Genomic DNA, 17962 nt, shown 5'->3' on the forward strand with positions numbered 1-17962 from the left:
GTGCCCCCTCGCCACAGGTAAAGTGTTCACTCCCCCGCAATAAAACTCACCCGCACCTTCAACCCCGCCGACTCACCATCGTGCAGGCTGATCTGTGCCAGGTGCGCGCGACAAATCTCACCGACAATCGCCAACCCTAATCCGGACCCCGCCACTTGCTGGTTGCGCCGGTAAAAGCGCTCGAACACCCGATCCCGCTCATCAACGGGAATTCCCGGCCCGTCATCCTCGACCTCCAGCACCGCCGGCGCCGTGACCCGCAGAATCACATTGCCCCCCGGCGGCGTGTGAGCGAGGGCGTTGTCCACCAGGTTGCTCAGCAGTTCATTCAGCAACGTCGGTTCGCCGCGCAGCCACACTGGCTCGTCAGCCTCCAGCGCCAGGGCGACGCCGCGGGCATGGGCCAACGGCGCCATGGCCATGCCCAGTTCGCGCGCCAACTGACTCAGGTCCAACAACTGCGCGCCGCCCTCGGCAATCGCCCGGGCCCCGTTCTCTACCCGCGCCAGCGAAAGCAATTGATTGGCCAGGTGAGTCAGGCGATCCGTGCCTTGGGCAGCGGTTTCCAGGGTGCTGCGCCAGGTTTGCGGTTCGTTTGAACGCAGGCCCAGTTCAAGTCGCGCCTTGAGCGCCGCCAACGGCGTGCGCAGTTCATGGGCGGCATCGGCAATAAACTGCGCCTGCCGCTCGAACTGCCCGCGCAGTCGCTCGGTAAAGTGATTGAGTGCGCGCACCAGCGGCCACAACTCATGCTGCACTTCCACCAGTGGCAATGGCCGCAAATCATCCGACTGACGCTCTTCCACCGCCGTGCGCAAGCGCTCCAGCGGACGCAACGCCGCGCTGACCGCAAACCACACCATCAGCAACGCGCCGATGGCCAACATGCCCAAACGCAGCAACGTGTCCGCCGCCAGACTGCGAGCCATCGCGACCCGCGCCTCGTCGGTTTCTGCCACGCGGATTTCCGCCATACCGTTCATGTTCGGCTCGCTCACCGGCTTGAGCAGGCTCACCACGCGCACGTTCTGCCCTCGGTATTTAGCGTTATAGAAGCTCGCCAGCGCCGGATAGTCATCGGTACGCGGCGTTCCCGGGGGCGGCGGCGGGAGGTTTTCGTAACCGGAAATCAGTTTCTGATTGATGTCGTTGACCAGGTAAAAAATCCGCCCGGCGCTGTCGTAGGCGAAGGTATCGAGGGCCACGTAGGGCACGTCGGCGCTGAGGCTGCCATCGCGCTGGGACACACCGGCGGCGATGGTCCGCGCCGACGCCAGCAGGGTCCGGTCATAAGCCGTGTCGGCGGCTTCGCGGCCATTCCAGTACGCACTCAAACCACTGGCCAGCATTAACACCACCAACAACAGCGCCAGGTTCCACAACAACCGCCAGCGCAGGCTGCTGGGCTTATGCATCGCGGCTTTCCAGCAAATAGCCGAGGCCGCGGAAGGTCACGATAGCGACCGGTTGGCCATCCAGTTTCTTGCGCAGGCGGTGGACGTAGATTTCGATGGCATCCGGGCTCGCTTCTTCATCGAGGCCAAACACCTGAGCGGCCAGTTGCTCTTTGCTCATCACCCGACCGGGCCGGGCGATCAATGCCTCGAGGACCGCCTGCTCGCGAGAAGTCAGGGTCAGCAATTCTTCACCGAGGGTGAAGCGCCGAGTGTCCAGGTCATAGGCCAGGACGCCGCAGCGCTGCTGACGCTCACCGCCCAGCACGCTGCGCCGCAACAAGGCTTTGACCCGGGCCTCGAGTTCGGTCAGTTCAAAAGGTTTGGCCAGGTAATCGTCGGCGCCCAGGTTGAGCCCGTGCACCCGGTCCTTGACGTCGCTGCGCGCGGTCAGCATCAGCACCGGGAGGTTCTTGCCCCGGGCCCGCAGGCGCGCCAGCACTTCGAAACCATCCATGCGCGGCAGACCGACATCGAGGATCGCCACCGCGTATTCCTCGCTGCTCAAGGCCAGGTCGGCCGCCACGCCGTCGTGCAGCACATCCACGGTCAACCCGGTGCTCTTGAGCGCCTGGGCGACACTTTCGGCGAGCTGCAGATGGTCTTCGACGAGCAGGACACGCATGGATTGTTACCTCGTTCAGGGATGGTCGACGCCATTCTTTGGCGCGGAGTTTACAGCCGCATCCGCCGCTGTGAAGCCTGAAAACTGTGAAAGCCAACTGAAAGGTTAGCGAAAGGTTAGCCCGTTAGAGTCGCCCCACGGATGGTTTCGACTGCAGGCCACCCGATCGTGCTTTGAAATGTAGCTCCCGAAAAACGCCTCGATGCGTTTTCGCCAATAAGAACAATAACGAGGTACTGCACCATGCTGGCCAGACAGCTTCAGGTTTGCCCGTCCCACCCGTTTTTTCAATCCCTCTCGTTCACGTTTGTCAGCGCTCCTACCGGCTGCACGACGCGAATCCGCCGCACCTGAAACATCCCCAAAAACAAAAACTCCCGTGGAGACAACAATGAATCGATCACTGCGCCGTTTCGCCCTCGCCGCCAGCTGCATGCTGTTCGCCGGCCAACTGATGGCCGAGCCAAAACGCCCTGAATGCATCGCCCCGGCCTCGCCAGGCGGCGGTTTCGACCTGACCTGCAAACTGGCGCAAAGCGCGCTGGTGAACGAAAAACTGCTGACCAAACCGATGCGCGTGACCTACATGCCCGGCGGTGTCGGCGCGGTGGCGTACAACGCGGTAGTTGCTCAACGTCCGGCCGACGCCGGCACGCTGGTGGCGTGGTCCAGCGGTTCTCTGCTGAACCTGGCCCAAGGCAAGTTCGGTCGTTTCGATGAAACCAACGTTCGCTGGCTCGCCGCCGTCGGCACCAGCTATGGCGCCATCGCAGTAAAAAGCGATTCGCCTTACAAGACCCTCGACGATCTCGTGCAAGCACTGAAGAAAGATCCAAGCAAAGTGGTGATCGGCTCCGGCGGCACCGTCGGCAGCCAGGACTGGATGCAAACGGCGTTGATTGCGAAGGCTGCCGGGATCAACCCGCGTGACCTGCGTTACGTCGCCCTTGAAGGCGGCGGTGAAATCGCCACCGCCCTGCTCGGCGGCCACATCCAGGTCGGCAGCACCGACATCTCCGACTCCATGCCGCACATCCAGAGCGGTGACATGCGCTTGCTCGCCGTGTTCTCCGAGAAGCGCCTGGACGAGCCGGAAATGAAAGACATCCCGACCGCCAAGGAGCAAGGCTACGACATCGTCTGGCCAGTGGTTCGCGGTTTCTACCTCGGGCCTAAGGTCAGCGACGAAGACTACGCCTGGTGGAAAGACGCCTTCGACAAACTGCTGGCGTCCGAAGACTTCGCCAAGCTGCGCGATCAGCGTGAACTCTTCCCGTTCGCCATGACCGGCCCGGAACTGGACACCTACGTGAAGAAGCAGGTTGCGGACTACAAAGTGCTGGCCAAAGAGTTCGGCCTGATCCAGTGATCGCCTCTGTCTAGCGGCTGCGGCCCCGATTTGCGGGGCCGTGGCACAGGAGTTTCCCATGCTCTTACAACGCATTTTTGCTTCGGTGCTGTTGCTGGCCTGTGTTGGCCTGGCACTGATGGCCTGGCCGTACCAGGCGGCTTTTTCCTACGAACCGGTAGGCCCTCGCGCGTTTCCGCTACTGATGCTCGGTTTGATGGGGCTCGGCCTGCTGTACATGGTGTTTCGGCCGACGCCGATCATCCACAGTGACGACGACCCGAAACTGGACCGCGAAACGCTGATCAAGATCGGCATCTGTGTGGTGCTGTTGCTGGTGTTCGCCGGCACCTTCGAGCCCCTGGGTTTCATCGTCGCCAGCATCCTGATCGGCGTCCCCATGGCTCGCCTGTACGGCGGCCGCTGGCTACCGAGCGCGGTGATCATCAGCCTGATGGCCATCGGTCTTTACCTGCTGTTCGACAAGTTGATGGACGTGCCACTGCCTTTGGGCGTACTCGACGTTCTGGAGAACTGATATGGATACTCTTGGCTATTTGGGTCAGGGCTTCGGCGTCGCGCTGACCCCGTATAACCTGGTGACCGCACTCTGCGGCACCCTGATCGGCACCGTGGTCGGCCTGTTGCCCGGCCTGGGTCCGATCAATGGCGTGGCGTTGTTGATCCCGATCGCGTTCGCCCTGGGCCTGCCACCGGAGTCGGCTTTGATCCTGTTGGCGGCGGTTTACCTGGGCTGCGAATACGGCGGCCGGATCAGCTCGATCCTGCTGAACATTCCGGGCGAAGCGTCCACTGTCATGACCACCCTCGACGGTTATCCGATGGCACGCAAAGGCATGGCCGGTGTGGCCCTGTCGTTGTCGGCATGGAGTTCGTTCATCGGTGCGTTCATCGCCACGTGCGGCATGGTGCTGTTCGCGCCGTTGCTGGCGAAATGGGCGATTGCCTTCGGTCCGGCAGAATATTTCGTGCTGATGGTGTTTGCGATCGTCTGTCTCGGCGGCATGGCCGGTGATCGTCCGCTGAAAACGTTCATTGCCGCGCTCATCGGTCTGTTTCTGTCGTGCGTCGGGATCGATGCCAACAGCGGCGTGTATCGTTTCACGGGAGACAACATCCATCTGACTGACGGCATTCAGTTCGTGGTGCTGGTGCTGGGCCTGTTCTCCATCAGCGAAATCCTCCTGCTGCTGGAGAAGACCCATCGCGGTCAGGAAGCGGTGAAAGCGACCGGCCGAATGATGTTCAACGTCAAGGAAGCTTCGGCGGTGTTCATGGTGAACATCCGTTGCGGCTTGCTGGGTTTCATCATGGGCGTGTTGCCGGGTGCGGGCGCGACCCTCGCCAGCGCCGTGGCCTACATGACCGAGAAGCGTATCGCCGGCGCCAAGGGCACCTTCGGCCAAGGTGACATGCGCGGCCTCGCCGCCCCGGAAACCGCCATCGGCGGTGCAGCCTGCGGTGCGCTGGTGCCCATGCTGACCCTCGGCGTTCCAGGTTCGGGGACCACAGCAGTGATGATCGGCGCGCTGTCGCTGTACAACATCACGCCCGGCCCGCTGTTGTTCCAGCAACAACCTGACATCGTCTGGGGCCTGATCGCCTCGTTGTTCGTCGCCAACGTCATGCTGGTGATCCTCAATATCCCGATGATCCGCATCTTCACCCGCATCCTCGCCGTGCCGAACTGGGCGCTGGTGCCGGTGATCGCGATCATTACCGGGATCGGCGTCTACGCGGTGCACGCCACCACCTTCGACCTGTTCCTGATGATCGGCATCGGCATCTTCGGTTACATCCTGCGCAAGCTGGACTTCCCGTTGTCGCCCGTGCTGCTGGGCTTCATCCTCGGTGGCTTGATGGAGCAAAACCTGCGCCGTGCGCTGTCGATCTCCAACGGTGCGCTGGAGATCCTCTGGTCGAGCCCGATCACTTTCGGTGTCTGGGTACTGACCGCGATCATGCTGCTGATGCCACTGCTGCGGATCTGGCGTAAACGTTCGGCTGCTCAACGCGCCATCGCCGATGTCTGATCGACCACCTTTCAACGCCTGGTGGGGTACGCCGTTGGTCGGCGCGCTGGGCGGTTACCTGGCCAGTCTGGTCGGCTGGCCGCTGCCGTGGATGGTTGGCTCGTTGCTGGCGATCATCCTGGTGCGCTGCCTGACACCCTGGCAATTGGCGGAAATCCCTGGTGGCCGCAAGTGCGGCCAATGGATCGTCGGGATCGGCATCGGCCTGCATTTCACCCCAGTGGTGATGGAGCAGGTGTTGAGTCACTTCGGCCTGATTTTCTTCGGTGCGTTGATCACCAGCCTGTCCGCCGTGGTCGGGGTCTGGTTGATGCGGCGCACCGGGGAGGATCGCGCTACCGCGTTCTTTTCCAGCATGCCGGGTGGCTCCGGGGAGATGGTCAACCTCGGCGCGCGCAATGGCGCGGTGCTCAGTCGCGTCGCGGCGGGGCAAAGTCTGCGAGTGCTGGTCGTCGTGCTTTGCGTGCCGGCAGCCTTCAAGTATTTGCTGGGCAGCGGCACACCGATTTTTCATCCCTCCGCCGTCAATTGGTGGTGGCTGGCGCTTCTTTTCCCGGCGGGCGCCTTGGCGGCCTGGCTCTGGGAACGTCTTCGTCAACCCAATCCGTGGCTGTTCGGGCCGTTGCTGGTCAGTGCAACGGTGAGCATCGGTTGGGATTTGCACATCGGCTTGCCCCATGGCGGGAGCCAGATCGGCCAATGGCTGATCGGCAGCGGCCTGGGCTGTCATTTCAATCGGCAGTTTTTCCGCCGGGCGCCCTCTTTTATGGGACGGACCTTGGTCGGCACGATTTTGACCATGCTGATCGCTACGGCGGCGGCACTGGGCTTGAGTGCGCTGACGCATCTGGATCTGCGTTCGCTGACGCTGGGCATGATGCCTGGCGGCATTGCGGAGATGAGCCTGACGGCGGAGACCTTGCAACTGTCCGTCCCGCTGGTGACGGCGATGCAGGTGATGCGGTTGTTGTTTGTGTTGTTTCTGGCGGAGCCGTTGTTCAGGTATTGGAATCGCGAGCCTGAGTCAGACTGAGGACCGAGTCGCCTTCTTCGCGGGCAAGCCTCGCTCCTACAGATTCGCGCAGGACCTGTAGGAGCGAGGCTTGCCCGCGAAGCTTTTTTAGACTGGCGGCAACCGCCACTCAATCGGCGTTTCGCCATTCTGTTCAAGAAACTTGTTGGTCCGGCTGAAATGCCCGCACCCGAGAAAACCGCGATAAGCGGACAGCGGTGACGGGTGCACCGACGTCAGCACCAGGTGCTTGGTGGCATCGATGAGTTTCTGTTTGCTCTGGGCATGCGCGCCCCACAGCATGAACACCAGATGTGGTTGCTGTTGACTGACCACTTCAATAATTCGATCCGTGAAAAACTGCCAGCCCTTGTCCTTGTGCGCATTGGCGTTGGCGCGCTCGACCGTCATCGTGGTGTTGAGCATCAACACGCCTTGATCAGCCCAGCTCTGCAGATAGCCGTGGTTGGGGATGTCGATGTTCAGGTCGCGTTTCAACTCTTTATAGATGTTTACCAGCGACGGTGGCGCCGGCACACCCGGTTGCACCGAGAAGCACAGCCCGTGGGCCTGTCCCGGGCCGTGATACGGGTCCTGACCGAGGATGACGACCTTGACCTTGTCCAGCGGCGTGGAGTTAAGGGCGTTGAAAATCATTGGGCCCGGAGGATAAATCTCCTTGCCCGCCGCGCGCTCCTGCTGCAGGAAATTACGCAACTCTGCCATGTAGGGCTGGTCGAATTCGGCACGTAGTGCCTCCTTCCAGCCCGGTTCGAGTTTGATACGGTCATCAGCAGTCATGGTTACATCCGGCAAAAACAATGGGGCGAACCCTAGGAAAGCCCACCACACTTGTCAATTGATCTGACGCAGATCCGGCACTTTCCTGTACAGCGATCATACTGAACGCTCAATTTCACTATCGAGGTCACGATGAATCTGCACTTCGAAGAACTCACCGGCACCGACGGTGCGCGCATCGGCATCGCCAGCCTGGATGCCGAAAAGTCGCTCAACGCCCTCTCCTTGCCGATGATCAATGCCCTGCGCGATCAGATGGACGCGTGGGCCAAGGATCCGCAAATCGTCTGCGTTCTGCTGCGCGGTAACGGCGCCAAGGCTTTTTGCGCCGGCGGCGAAGTGCGCAGTCTGGTCGAAGCCTGCCGCGCTCACCCCGGTGAAGTGCCGCCGTTGGCCGCGCACTTCTTTGCTGCGGAATATCGCCTGGACTTCAATCTGCATACCTACCCCAAACCGCTGATCTGCTGGGGCCATGGTTATGTGCTGGGCGGTGGCATGGGGTTGCTGCAAGGCGCAAGCATCCGGATTGTCACGCCGAGCAGCCGCCTGGCGATGCCGGAGATCAGTATCGGTCTGTATCCGGACGTTGGCGCCAGTTGGTTTCTGTCACGCCTGCCCGGCAAGCTCGGGCTGTTTCTGGGGCTGACCGGCGCGCATATGAACGGTCGTGATGCGATCGACCTGGGCCTCGCCGACCGTTTCCTGCTCGATGAACAGCAAGAAGAGCTGATCGAAGGCTTGCTGCAATTGAATTGGCAGGAACAGACGCCAATGCAGCTCAATAGTCTGCTCAAGGCCTTGCAGCAGGAAGCCGTTGCGCAAATGCCCGCCGCGCAGTGGCTGCCTCGACGCCAGCAAATCGATGAACTGCTGGATATCAGCGATGTGCGCTGCGCCTGGAAAGCCATCAGCGCTCTGCGCGACCATTCGGATCTGCTATTAAGTCGAGCAGCGAAGACCATGACCGAAGGTTCGCCCCTGACCGCTCATCTGGTGTGGGAACAGATCGCCCGCGCCCGGCACATGTCATTGGCGCAGGTCTTTCAGATGGAATACACGATCAGCCTCAACTGCTGCCGTCATCCGGAGTTCAGCGAGGGGGTTCGGGCGCGTTTGATTGATAAGGACCAGAAGCCGCACTGGCACTGGCCTGACATCAATAACGTGCCGGATGCGGTGGTAGAGGCGCACTTTCATAAAGTCTGGGAAGGTCGGCATCCGTTGGCCGATCTGTCGGAATACTAAAAAATGTGGGAGCGAGCCTGCTCGCGAAGGGGGCGTGTCAGTCGACATTGATGTCGCCTGACCTACCACCTTCGCGAGCAGGCTCGCTCCCACAGGTATCGCGTTTAGTTGATGAGGTTAACGACGGCCGCCCCGGCCATCGTGATCGCCGCGACCGTTATGGTCGCCTCGTCCGCCGTGATTGTTGCGTCCGCCATGGCCACGGTTATCGTTGCTCCAACCGCCGCGGTTACGGCCGTCCCAACCATGGGCCCGGTAGTCGCCCCGTTGCGACTGGTAATAACGAGGCGCCGGTTGATAAACCCGCGGCTGGTGGTAATACCGCGGCGTTGGCTGGTAATACCGCGCCGGTGGCGCGTAATAGCGGCGCGGCTGCGTGTAGTAACCGCCGCCACCTGAATAGTAAGGTCCGCCACCGGAATAATAGGTGGGCGCTGGCGAGGTATAGACATCGGAACGGTAGTAGCTGCCTCCTCCATCGGAATAGGGCACGCACGCACCAAGAGACAATCCCAATACTGCAATCAGAAGAATTCGGTGGAGCTGTTTTCGACAGAGCATGGCGGCCTCCTGGACCGCGAGTGAGCCATACCAGCGACGCTGGCAGGCGACAGTCAATTATTCGGTGACTGTCGAAAGATCAGACATCGTTTTCCAAATCTGGTGCGTTCCTGAAACAGATTGAAACAAGTAGCCGATGAAAGGTTTTTCATCTATTCACCCGCTGATTAATGGTGGCCACCGCGGTATCCACCGCCGTAATGACGTGGCCCGTGCCCGCCCCAATAGTAGTAGCGATAGCCCCCATAGAAACGCGGGCCGTAGTAATAACGTGGGCCGTAATAGTAGGAATAGGGAGAATAGCCGGGGTAGTAATAAGGCGCGGAATACACATCGTAACCACCGGCGTAGTAATAGCAGCCGGATAGCCCAAGACCGAGAACCATACCGAACAACAGTCGACGAAACATGGCGGCCTCCTGAAAGACCCACAGCCGCAACAGGCCGGCTGACACCCATTTGACTGGCAATGCCGGGGCGAGTGCCGAAGGGTGCGGACCTTCAGATCAGCGGACACGAACGTCCCATAGCGGTGCACCCGCGCACCATCACAAGGCAACACCGCCTCGCCTGCCCCAAGCGCTCATCGCGCAATCCCCTACCCTAGAGCCCTCAGGCCAACTTGGCACGGCTCTCGCTTTAGCAAACCCGTGCAAGAGTCATCACAAGGTTCGCGGCACCACAATTTGCAATGGCTGACTAGGGTTCCGGCTCGCTAAGGCGAGTGGCTGGTCCGAGAGTTGGCGACCTCCAGTTGAGGTTACACGGCGGGACAAAAGCCCGGGAGACAAGCCACCGTTCGCGGTGCCGCGTTGACTCCTGCCCGCCCTTGATCAACTGGAGAACCACCCATGCTCAAGCTTCGTTTACCCGCCCTGCTCGCCGCTGCCTTCGCAGCCCTCGTGAGCCTCCCGTCCCACGCCGCTCAAAAAGACCACTTCAGCGTCTGCTGGACCATCTACGCCGGCTGGATGCCCTGGGAATACGCCGGCAGCCAAGGCATCGTCGACAAATGGGCGAAGAAGTACGGCATCAAAATCGATGTGGTGCAGCTCAATGACTACGTCGAATCCATCAACCAGTACACCGCCGGCCAGTTCGACGGTTGCACCATGACCAACATGGACGCGCTGACCATTCCGGCGGCCGGTGGCGTCGACAGCACCGCGCTGATCGTCAGCGACTTCTCCAACGGCAACGATGGCATCGTGCTCAAGGGCGATGGCAAGAAGGTCGCCGACCTCAAGGGCATGGACGTCAATCTGGTCGAACTGTCGGTGTCGCACTACCTGCTGGCCCGGGCGCTGGATTCGGTCGACCTCACCGAGAAAGACCTGAAAGTGGTCAACACCTCGGACGCCGATATCTCGGCCGCCTTCAACACCGATCAGGTCAACGCCGTCACCACCTGGAACCCGATGCTGTCGGACATCAAGGCCAAGCCCGGGGTGACCGAAGTCTTCAACTCCAGCCAGATCCCCGGCGAAATCATGGACATGATGGTGGTCAACAGCGCCACCCTCAAAGACAACCCGGCCCTGGGCAAAGCCCTGACTGGCGCCTGGTTCGAAGTGGTCGCGTTGATGAACGCGAAAAGCGGCGCCAGCAAGGTCGCACTCGAACACATGGCCAAAGCTTCGGGCACCGACCTGGCCGGTTTCCAGTCGCAACTCGACACCACCAAATTGTTCGCCACGCCCAAGGAAGCCCTGGACTTCTCCACCAGCAAGCAATTGCCGGAAACCATGCGCAAGGTCGCCGAGTTTTCGTTCCAGCACGGCTTGCTGGGTGAAGGCGCCAAAGACACCAGCGCCGTCGGCATGGCCTTCGCCAATGGCGTGACCAGCGGCGACAAGACCAACCTCAAGCTCCGCTTCGACCCGACCTACGTGCAGATGGCCGCTGACGCCAAGCTGTAAACCGGAGGACTGGCCATGCGCCTGATCAATCGCCACCCGGATCGCCCGAGTCGTCTGCTGTTGGTGATCCTGCCGTTCGCCCTGGTGCTGTTCGCCTACTTCATGGGCTCGGCCGAGCGGCTGACGGATAACCCCAATGACAAGCTATTGCCGAGCGCCGTGCAGATGACCGACGCGGTGAAACGCCTGGCGTTCACTGCCGACACCCGCACCGGTGAATACCTGTTGTGGCAAGACACCGCGTCCAGCCTGCGCCGCCTGGCCATCGGCCTGGGCATCAGTGCGCTGGCCGGGCTGTGCCTGGGCATCGCCGCCGGAACGTTGCCGCTGTTCGGCGCGCCGTTGTCGCCGTTGCTGACGGTGTTGTCGATGGTGCCGCCACTGGCAATCCTGCCGATTCTGTTCATCGTCTTCGGGCTGGGGGAATTGTCGAAAGTGATGCTGATCGTGATCGGCATCACCCCGTGCCTGGCCCGTGATCTGGAACAGCGCGCCCGGGAAATTCCGGTCGAGTTGCTGATCAAGGCCCAGACCCTCGGCGCGTCGACCTGGACATTGATGCTGCGCGTGGTGCTGCCACAACTGTTGCCACGGCTGCTGATCTCGCTGCGGTTGATGCTCGGCTCGGCGTGGCTGTTTCTGATCGCCGCTGAAGCCATCGCCTCCACCGACGGCCTTGGCTATCGGATTTTTCTGGTGCGCCGCTACCTGGCGATGGACGTGATTCTGCCTTACGTGGTGTGGATCACCCTGCTCGCCTGGTTGATGGATTGGGGCCTCAAACACCTGACCCAACGCGCGTTCCCTTGGTATGAAGGAGCCCGCGCATGAGCTTCATCACGGTAAAAAACGTCTGGCAGCAATACGCCGACCAAGTCGTGCTCGAAGGCCTGAACCTGAACGTCAACGAAGGTGAATTCTGCACCTTGGTCGGCGCGTCGGGTTGCGGCAAGTCGACCTTCCTGCGCCTGTTACTCGGCCAGGAACGCGCCAGTCGCGGCGAGATTCTGCTGGACGGTCAGGCCCTGGCCGGCGAACCGGATTCCAGCCGTGGCGTGGTGTTCCAGCGTTACTCGGTGTTCCCGCACCTGACCGTGCTCGATAACGTCGCCCTCGGCCTCGAACTGCCGCGCTCGCCCTTGCTCGGGCGCTTGTTCGGCAGTGCAAAAAAAGACGCCCGCGAACAGGCCTCGGCGCTGCTGCACAAGGTCGGCCTCGGCCATTCGCTGGACAAGTACCCGGCGCAGCTGTCCGGCGGCATGCAACAACGGCTGGCCATCGCCCAGGCGCTGATCATGAAACCCCGCGTGTTGCTGCTCGACGAACCGTTCGGCGCGCTCGATCCGGGCATCCGCAAAGACATGCACGCCTTGCTGCTGGAGCTGTGGCGCGAGACGCAACTGACGGTGTTCATGGTCACCCATGACCTGTCCGAAGGTTTCAGCCTCGGCACTCGTTTGCTGGTGTTCGACAAGGTCCGCGTCGACCCGCACGCCCCCGGTGCCTATGGCGCGCGCATCACTTACGACATCCCTTTGAACAGCGACCGCCGCGTCAACCGCGCCGCCGTCGATGCCTTGCCGGCTGCGCTGGCGGGCACGCTTCGTATCGCTTAGAGGAATTTTGAAATGACTGATTCGACCCAACTGTTCCCGCCCTTCGCCGAAGAAATGCTCCCCGGCGGCGGCCATCGTTCGTTCGTGTTGAAACGCGGCCAGTTGCTGCGCCTGACCGACCTGCGTGGCGGCGCCAACGTCAGCCTGACGCTGCTCAATGCCAATGAAAAAACCGAACGCCTGAACCTGCCCGACAGCCTCAAATGCCAACACACCGCCAAGCTCACCCGCGGCCATTGCCTCTACTCGGACATGGGCCGCGTGCTCGCCGCAATCACCGCCGACACCTGTGGCTGGAGCGACAGCCTCGGTGGCGTGCTCTGCGCTGAAGAAGTCGCGGAAAAATACGGCGCCGGGCGTTATCAGGAACTGCGCAACGGATTCTTCCGCAACGGCACCGACAACCTGTTGGTGGAACTGGGCAAGTGGGGGTTGAGCCTGTCGGATCTGCTGATGACTCTCAACCTGTTCAGCCGCGTCAACGTCGATGAGACCGGGCGTTTCCACTTTGTCGAAGGCAACTCGAAGGCCGGCGATTACATCGAGTTGTACACGCCGATGGACACCTTGGTGGTGCTCACCGCGTTGCAGCATCCGATGGACCCGTCGCCGGACTACGCCCCCAAACCCCTGAAGCTCAGCTGGATGAACGCCGACGCCAGCGTCGCCGAACACTGCCGCACCTCGCGCCCGGAAAACGAGCGCGGCTTCATCAACACCGACCGTTTGTTCGCCTGAGGATCGCTGCCATGTCACTTGCAATCGCTACCGCTCAACAGTCGCCTGAAACTGCGGTCTACCGCGCCACCATCCCGGCCGGCGAACCGTGGCTGATGGAGGTCAAGGCCGGCCAGACCCTGCGCATCCTCGACCTGGAAGGTAATCAGGCCGTCGACACCTTGTTCTACAGCGTGGCCAACCCGAAGGAACGCTATGACGTGCAACGCACGTTGCGCCGGCAGAACAGCGTCTACCTGAGCACCGGCAGCGTGCTCTATTCCAACCTCGGCAAGCCGATGCTGACCATCGTCGCCGACACCTGCGGGCGTCACGACACCCTCGGCGGCGCCTGCGCGCAAGAGAGCAACACCGTGCGCTACGCGTTGGAGAAACGCTACATGCACAGTTGCCGCGACAACTACCTGCGCGCCTGCGTGCATGACGGGCGACTGGGCAAAGGCGACATCGGACCGAACATCAACTTCTTCATGAACGTGCCGGTCACCGCCGACGGCGGGCTGACCTTTGAAGACGGCATCTCGGCACCGGGCAAATACGTCGACCTGCGCGCCGAAATGGACGTGATCGTGCTGATCTCCAACTGCCCGCAACTGAACAATCCGTGCAACGCCTACAACCCGACCCCTGCGGAGCTTTTGGTATGGAACTGAAATTCGCGCGGTTGCGGCGGTGGTTGTTCGCCCTGTGCCAGGCCCGTTCCGGGCAGTGCCTCAAAAAGTAAGAACACCTCAATCCAAATGTGGGAGCGAGCCTGCTCGCGATGGCGTCAGCACATTCAACATCGATGTTGACTGACACACCGCTATCGCGAGCAGGCTCGCTCCCACAGGGGTTCAGTGGTGTTTTCAAGGTTAGTGATTCTGCCGTCGGGGACGACCCTGGCGCTCATCGAAAAACTGCGGGACGGCCCGCATCCCCTCCGGGGTCTATGCCATGTTCGAAAAAGTCCTGATTGCCAACCGTGGCGCCATTGCCTGCCGCATCCTGCGCACCCTGCGTGACGTGCAGGTCAAGGTCGTTGCCGTTTACTCCGAAGCGGATGCCGCGAGCCTGCACATCCTGCAGGCCGATGAAGCCCACAGCCTCGGGGAAGGCGCCGCCGCCGGCACCTATCTGGCCGTCGACAAAATCCTCGCCATCGCCAAAGCCTCGGGCGCCACGGCGATCCACCCCGGCTACGGTTTTCTCTCGGAAAACGCTGCGTTTGCTGAAGCGTGCGAAGCCGCCGACATCGCCTTCATCGGCCCGACGCCGGAGCAACTGCGCGTGTTCGGCCTCAAACACACCGCGCGCGCCCTGGCCAAGCAACACGGCGTGCCGATGCTCGAAGGCACCGAACTGCTCGACAGCCTCGACGCGGCGCTGATTGCCGGCGACCAGGTCGGCTACCCGGTGATGCTCAAAAGCACGGCAGGCGGTGGCGGCATCGGCATGCGCGTGTGCCGCAGCGCAGCCGAGTTGAGTGAATCCTTCGAAGCGGTCAAACGCCTCGGCCAGAACAATTTCAGCGACGCCGGCGTGTTCATCGAGAAGTACATCCAGCGCGCCCGCCACCTGGAAGTCCAGGTGTTCGGCGACGGTCGCGGCGACGTGATTGCCCTCGGCGTGCGCGACTGCTCGGTGCAGCGCCGCAATCAAAAAGTCCTCGAAGAGACTCCCGCGCCGAACTTGCCCGAAGGCATGGCTGAAGAACTCTGCGCGGCGGCGATCAAACTGGCGAAAGCGGTGAATTACCGCAGCGCCGGCACCGTGGAATTTGTCTTCGACAGCGAAGATCAGCGCTTCTACTTCTTGGAAGTGAACACTCGTTTGCAGGTGGAGCACGGTGTCACCGAGCAAGTGTGGGGCGTAGACCTGGTGCGCTGGATGGTGGAACTGGCAGCCGGTGATTTGCCGCCATTGAGCGACTTGAGCCGAGGCTTGAAAGCCGACGGTCATGCGATTCAGGCGCGGCTGTATGCCGAAGATCCGGGCCGCGATTTCCAGCCGAGCCCAGGTTTGCTGACCGCCGTGAACTTCCCTGCTGCCGACGGCAAACACCTGCGCATCGACACCTGGGTCGAAGCCGGTTGCGAGATCCCGCCGTACTTCGACCCGATGATCGCCAAGGTCATCTGCTGGGCGCCGACCCGTGAAGAGGCCGCAGCGGATCTGCATCAGGCGCTGGGCGACAGCCTGCTGTACGGCGTGGAAACCAACCGCGATTACCTGCGGCAAATTCTGCTCGATGCGCCGTTCGCCAGCGGCCAGCCGTGGACCCGTTGCCTGGAAGGCCTGGTGTATCAGGCCAACACCTTTGAAGTGCTCAGCGCCGGGACTCAGACCAGCGTTCAGGACTATCCCGGCCGTCTCGGTTATTGGGCGGTAGGTGTACCGCCGTCGGGGCCGATGGACAGTCGCGCGTTGCGTCTGGGCAATCTTCTGCTGGGTAATGACGAAGGCGCTGCGGCGCTGGAAATCACCATGAGCGGGCCGTTGCTGCGCTTCAACTGCGAGGCCGTGGTGGCGGTGACCGGGGCCGTCATCCCGCTGACGTTGAACGGTGAAACCGTCGCGATGAACACGGCGTTGCTGATTCCAGCGGGCGCTACGCTGAGCCTCGGCACGATTGCCGGGGCCGGAGCTCGCAGCTATCTGAGCCTGCGCGGTGGCCTGCAAGTGCCGGATTATCTGGGCAGCAAAAGCACCTTCACCCTCGGACAGTTTGGTGGACATGGTGGTCGTGCGTTGCGGGCGGGCGATGTGTTGCATGTGCCTGCCTTGATCGACAGCCGCGTCGGTCAACAACTGGACCACGTCACCGAGTTACCTGCCGTGCGGCAGATCCGGGTGATCTATGGCCCTCACGGTGCCCCGGAATATTTCACTGAGCACTACATCGGCACCTTTTTCGCGACCCAGTGGGAAGTGCACTTCAACTCCAGCCGCACCGGCGTGCGATTGATCGGGCCGAAGCCTGAATGGGTTCGGCCCGACGGGGGTGAAGCGGGGCTGCATCCATCGAACATCCATGACAATCCGTATGCCATTGGTGCGGTGGATTTCACCGGGGACATGCCGGTGATTTTGGGGCCGGATGGTCCGAGCCTGGGCGGGTTTGTCTGCCCGGTGACGGTGATTGAGGCGGACCTTTGGCAGCTTGGGCAACTGAAGGCCGGGGACAAAGTCCAGTTCCTCCCGGTCGATCTAAAAACCGCCCGCAACCTCGCCCTGAAATGGAATACCCCCTGCAGGAGTGAGCCTGCTCGCGATGGCGGCGGTACAGCCAACGTTGATGTGACTGACACACCGCTATCGCGAGCAGGCTCACTCCTACAAGGGATTGTGTCGCCTGTTGTTTTGGAGTTGGGTCAGGGGGATACGCGGTTGGTTGCGAGGTTGTCGGGGGATACGCACCTTCTCCTTGAGATCGGCGCACCTGAACTTGACCTCGTCCTGCGCTTCCGCGCCCACGCCCTCATGCAAGCCCTGGAAAGCAAAACCCTGCACGGTGTCATCGACCTCACACCGGGCATTCGCTCGCTGCAAATCCACTACCAACCCGAACAACTGCCGCTGGCCGACCTGCTCGGCATTGTCGCCGGTGAATGGGATGCCGTGTGCGCCGCCCGGGACCTGCAAGTGCCGTCGCGCATCGTGCATCTGCCGCTGTCCTGGGACGACCCGGCCTGTCAGTTGGCGATCGAAAAATACATGACCACCGTGCGCAAAGACGCCCCGTGGTGCCCAAGCAATCTGGAGTTCATCCGTCGCATCAACGACCTGCCGAACCTCGACGAAGTGCAGCGCACGGTGTTCGACGCCAGCTATCTGGTGATGGGCCTGGGCGACGTTTACCTCGGCGCACCGGTCGCCACCCCGCTCGACCCGCGCCATCGCCTGGTCACCACCAAATACAACCCCGCGCGCACCTGGACGGCGGAAAACTCGGTGGGCATCGGTGGCGCCTACATGTGCGTGTACGGCATGGAAGGCCCCGGCGGTTATCAGTTTGTCGGTCGCACGTTGCAGATGTGGAACCGTTATCGCGAAGTCGCCGCGTTCGACGGCAAACCGTGGCTGCTACGCTTTTTCGATCAGATCCGCTTCTACCCGGTGAGCGCCGAGGAACTGCTGCGCATCCGTCGGGACTTCCCGCTCGGGCGCTTCGATTTGAACATCGAACACAGTCAGTTGAACCTCGCGGATTACCAGGCCTTCCTGACGAAAGAGGCCGATACCATCGCGGCGTTTCGCGATCAGCAAAAAGGCGCGTTCAACGCCGAACGCGAGCGCTGGATCGCCAGCGGCCAGGCGCATTTCGACAGCGAGGAACCGGCCCCCGAAGCCACCGAAGACGCACCACTCGCCAGCAATGAAATGAGCGTCGACAGCCACATCGCCGGCAACCTCTGGCAGGTTCAGGTCCAGACCGGAAGCCGGGTCGCCGCCGGCGATGTGCTGGTGATTCTGGAGTCGATGAAGATGGAAATTCCGCTGCTCGCGCCCATGGCCGGCGTGGTGCGCGAGGTCCGCGTGCAACCGGGTTCGGCGGTGCGCGCCGGACAGCGCGTCGTGGTGCTGGAACTCGACTGAACCCATTTTGA

16 protein-coding genes and 1 riboswitch are annotated in these 17962 nt (G+C 61.8%); of the genes, 11 read left to right on the plus strand and 5 right to left on the minus strand.

Going from position 1 to position 17962, the window contains the following annotated elements:
* Positions 1-26: 26 nt before the first annotated feature.
* Both BLU63_RS02760 and BLU63_RS02765 read right to left on the minus strand, forming a co-directional pair.
* Positions 27-1415, minus strand: a complete 1389-nt coding sequence (locus BLU63_RS02760) for a sensor histidine kinase (protein WP_010462282.1) — start codon at positions 1413-1415, stop codon at positions 27-29.
* A complete protein-coding gene (locus BLU63_RS02765; protein WP_007898613.1) occupies positions 1408-2079 on the minus strand; it encodes a response regulator in 672 nt (223 codons plus the stop codon). The genes BLU63_RS02760 and BLU63_RS02765 overlap by 8 nt, the downstream gene beginning before the upstream one ends.
* 391 nt (positions 2080-2470) lie before the next feature.
* Between BLU63_RS02765 and BLU63_RS02770 the strand changes: the two genes are divergently transcribed.
* The 4 genes from BLU63_RS02770 to BLU63_RS02785 are packed head-to-tail and all read left to right on the plus strand — an operon-like array spanning position 2471 to position 6514.
* Positions 2471-3448 (plus strand): Bug family tripartite tricarboxylate transporter substrate binding protein, encoded by a 978-nt coding sequence (locus BLU63_RS02770; protein ID WP_010462285.1) that lies wholly within the window; start codon positions 2471-2473, stop codon positions 3446-3448.
* Positions 3449-3506: 58 nt separating this feature from the next.
* Positions 3507-3965: a tripartite tricarboxylate transporter TctB family protein gene (locus BLU63_RS02775; RefSeq protein WP_010462287.1), complete on the plus strand. Its 459-nt coding sequence runs from the start codon at positions 3507-3509 to the stop codon at positions 3963-3965.
* A 1-nt stretch (position 3966) separates the two neighbouring features.
* Positions 3967-5481 carry a tripartite tricarboxylate transporter permease gene (locus BLU63_RS02780; protein WP_083374828.1) on the plus strand — a complete coding sequence of 505 codons (1515 nt, stop codon included), beginning with the start codon at positions 3967-3969 and terminating at the stop codon, positions 5479-5481.
* Positions 5474-6514, plus strand: coding sequence for an AbrB family transcriptional regulator (locus BLU63_RS02785; protein WP_083374829.1), 1041 nt, complete (start codon positions 5474-5476; stop codon positions 6512-6514). Before BLU63_RS02780 ends, BLU63_RS02785 begins: the two co-directional genes overlap by 8 nt.
* Before the next feature lie 87 nt (positions 6515-6601).
* On the opposite strand, the gene ung is transcribed toward BLU63_RS02785, so the two are convergent.
* Entirely contained in the window at positions 6602-7294 is a 693-nt protein-coding gene (ung, locus tag BLU63_RS02790; protein ID WP_010462292.1) for a uracil-DNA glycosylase, read from the minus strand.
* A gap of 132 nt (positions 7295-7426) precedes the next feature.
* Here ung and BLU63_RS02795 point away from each other — a divergent pair, with 132 nt between their 5' ends.
* Positions 7427-8539 carry an enoyl-CoA hydratase/isomerase family protein gene (locus BLU63_RS02795; RefSeq protein ID WP_010462294.1) on the plus strand — a complete coding sequence of 371 codons (1113 nt, stop codon included), beginning with the start codon at positions 7427-7429 and terminating at the stop codon, positions 8537-8539.
* Positions 8540-8656: 117 nt separating this feature from the next.
* Here BLU63_RS02795 and BLU63_RS02800 read toward each other — a convergent pair whose 3' ends face one another.
* Complete coding sequence (locus BLU63_RS02800) at positions 8657-9100, minus strand: hypothetical protein (RefSeq protein ID WP_083374830.1); 444 nt, start codon at positions 9098-9100, stop codon at positions 8657-8659.
* A gap of 167 nt (positions 9101-9267) precedes the next feature.
* On the minus strand, positions 9268-9510 hold the full coding sequence (locus tag BLU63_RS02805) for a hypothetical protein (RefSeq protein WP_083374831.1): 243 nt from the start codon (positions 9508-9510) through the stop codon (positions 9268-9270).
* Between the two features lie 278 nt (positions 9511-9788).
* Positions 9789-9889: riboswitch (guanidine-I (ykkC/yxkD leader) on the plus strand.
* 62 nt (positions 9890-9951) lie between these two features.
* Here BLU63_RS02805 and BLU63_RS02815 point away from each other — a divergent pair.
* The 6 genes from BLU63_RS02815 (at position 9952) to uca (ending at position 17951) form a co-directional block, all read left to right on the plus strand.
* A complete protein-coding gene (locus tag BLU63_RS02815; protein ID WP_083374832.1) occupies positions 9952-11019 on the plus strand; it encodes a putative urea ABC transporter substrate-binding protein in 1068 nt (355 codons plus the stop codon).
* Positions 11020-11034: 15 nt separating this feature from the next.
* Positions 11035-11850, plus strand: coding sequence for an ABC transporter permease (locus BLU63_RS02820; RefSeq protein ID WP_010462303.1), 816 nt, complete (start codon positions 11035-11037; stop codon positions 11848-11850).
* Positions 11847-12635, plus strand: coding sequence for an ABC transporter ATP-binding protein (locus BLU63_RS02825; RefSeq protein WP_010462305.1), 789 nt, complete (start codon positions 11847-11849; stop codon positions 12633-12635). Before BLU63_RS02820 ends, BLU63_RS02825 begins: the two co-directional genes overlap by 4 nt.
* 12 nt (positions 12636-12647) lie before the next feature.
* Positions 12648-13373, plus strand: a complete 726-nt coding sequence (locus tag BLU63_RS02830; RefSeq protein WP_083374833.1) for an urea amidolyase associated protein UAAP1 — start codon at positions 12648-12650, stop codon at positions 13371-13373.
* A gap of 11 nt (positions 13374-13384) precedes the next feature.
* The gene (locus BLU63_RS02835) at positions 13385-14026 is read left to right on the plus strand and encodes an urea amidolyase associated protein UAAP2 (RefSeq protein WP_077749606.1); all 642 of its coding nucleotides are present in this window, start codon (positions 13385-13387) and stop codon (positions 14024-14026) included.
* A 283-nt stretch (positions 14027-14309) separates the two neighbouring features.
* Positions 14310-17951, plus strand: coding sequence for an urea carboxylase (uca, locus tag BLU63_RS02840; protein WP_083374834.1), 3642 nt, complete (start codon positions 14310-14312; stop codon positions 17949-17951).
* The last annotated feature ends 11 nt before the right edge of the window (positions 17952-17962 follow it).

The organism is Pseudomonas mandelii, assembly GCF_900106065.1.
GTDB classification, from domain to species: Bacteria; Pseudomonadota; Gammaproteobacteria; order Pseudomonadales; family Pseudomonadaceae; genus Aquipseudomonas; species Aquipseudomonas mandelii.

Bases quoted from the DNA above. Each gene is read 5' to 3' on its own strand.
- BLU63_RS02760 (WP_010462282.1), bottom strand. From the start codon at position 1,415: ATGCATAAGCCCAGCAGCCTGCGCTGGCGGTTGTTGTGGAACCTGGCG.
- BLU63_RS02765 (WP_007898613.1), bottom strand. From the start codon at position 2,079: ATGCGTGTCCTGCTCGTCGAAGACCATCTGCAGCTCGCCGAAAGTGTC.
- BLU63_RS02770 (WP_010462285.1), top strand. From the start codon at position 2,471: ATGAATCGATCACTGCGCCGTTTCGCCCTCGCCGCCAGCTGCATGCTG.
- BLU63_RS02775 (WP_010462287.1), top strand. From the start codon at position 3,507: ATGCTCTTACAACGCATTTTTGCTTCGGTGCTGTTGCTGGCCTGTGTT.
- BLU63_RS02780 (WP_083374828.1), top strand. From the start codon at position 3,967: ATGGATACTCTTGGCTATTTGGGTCAGGGCTTCGGCGTCGCGCTGACC.
- BLU63_RS02785 (WP_083374829.1), top strand. From the start codon at position 5,474: ATGTCTGATCGACCACCTTTCAACGCCTGGTGGGGTACGCCGTTGGTC.
- ung (WP_010462292.1), bottom strand. From the start codon at position 7,294: ATGACTGCTGATGACCGTATCAAACTCGAACCGGGCTGGAAGGAGGCA.
- BLU63_RS02795 (WP_010462294.1), top strand. From the start codon at position 7,427: ATGAATCTGCACTTCGAAGAACTCACCGGCACCGACGGTGCGCGCATC.
- BLU63_RS02800 (WP_083374830.1), bottom strand. From the start codon at position 9,100: ATGCTCTGTCGAAAACAGCTCCACCGAATTCTTCTGATTGCAGTATTG.
- BLU63_RS02805 (WP_083374831.1), bottom strand. From the start codon at position 9,510: ATGTTTCGTCGACTGTTGTTCGGTATGGTTCTCGGTCTTGGGCTATCC.
- BLU63_RS02815 (WP_083374832.1), top strand. From the start codon at position 9,952: ATGCTCAAGCTTCGTTTACCCGCCCTGCTCGCCGCTGCCTTCGCAGCC.
- BLU63_RS02820 (WP_010462303.1), top strand. From the start codon at position 11,035: ATGCGCCTGATCAATCGCCACCCGGATCGCCCGAGTCGTCTGCTGTTG.
- BLU63_RS02825 (WP_010462305.1), top strand. From the start codon at position 11,847: ATGAGCTTCATCACGGTAAAAAACGTCTGGCAGCAATACGCCGACCAA.
- BLU63_RS02830 (WP_083374833.1), top strand. From the start codon at position 12,648: ATGACTGATTCGACCCAACTGTTCCCGCCCTTCGCCGAAGAAATGCTC.
- BLU63_RS02835 (WP_077749606.1), top strand. From the start codon at position 13,385: ATGTCACTTGCAATCGCTACCGCTCAACAGTCGCCTGAAACTGCGGTC.
- uca (WP_083374834.1), top strand. From the start codon at position 14,310: ATGTTCGAAAAAGTCCTGATTGCCAACCGTGGCGCCATTGCCTGCCGC.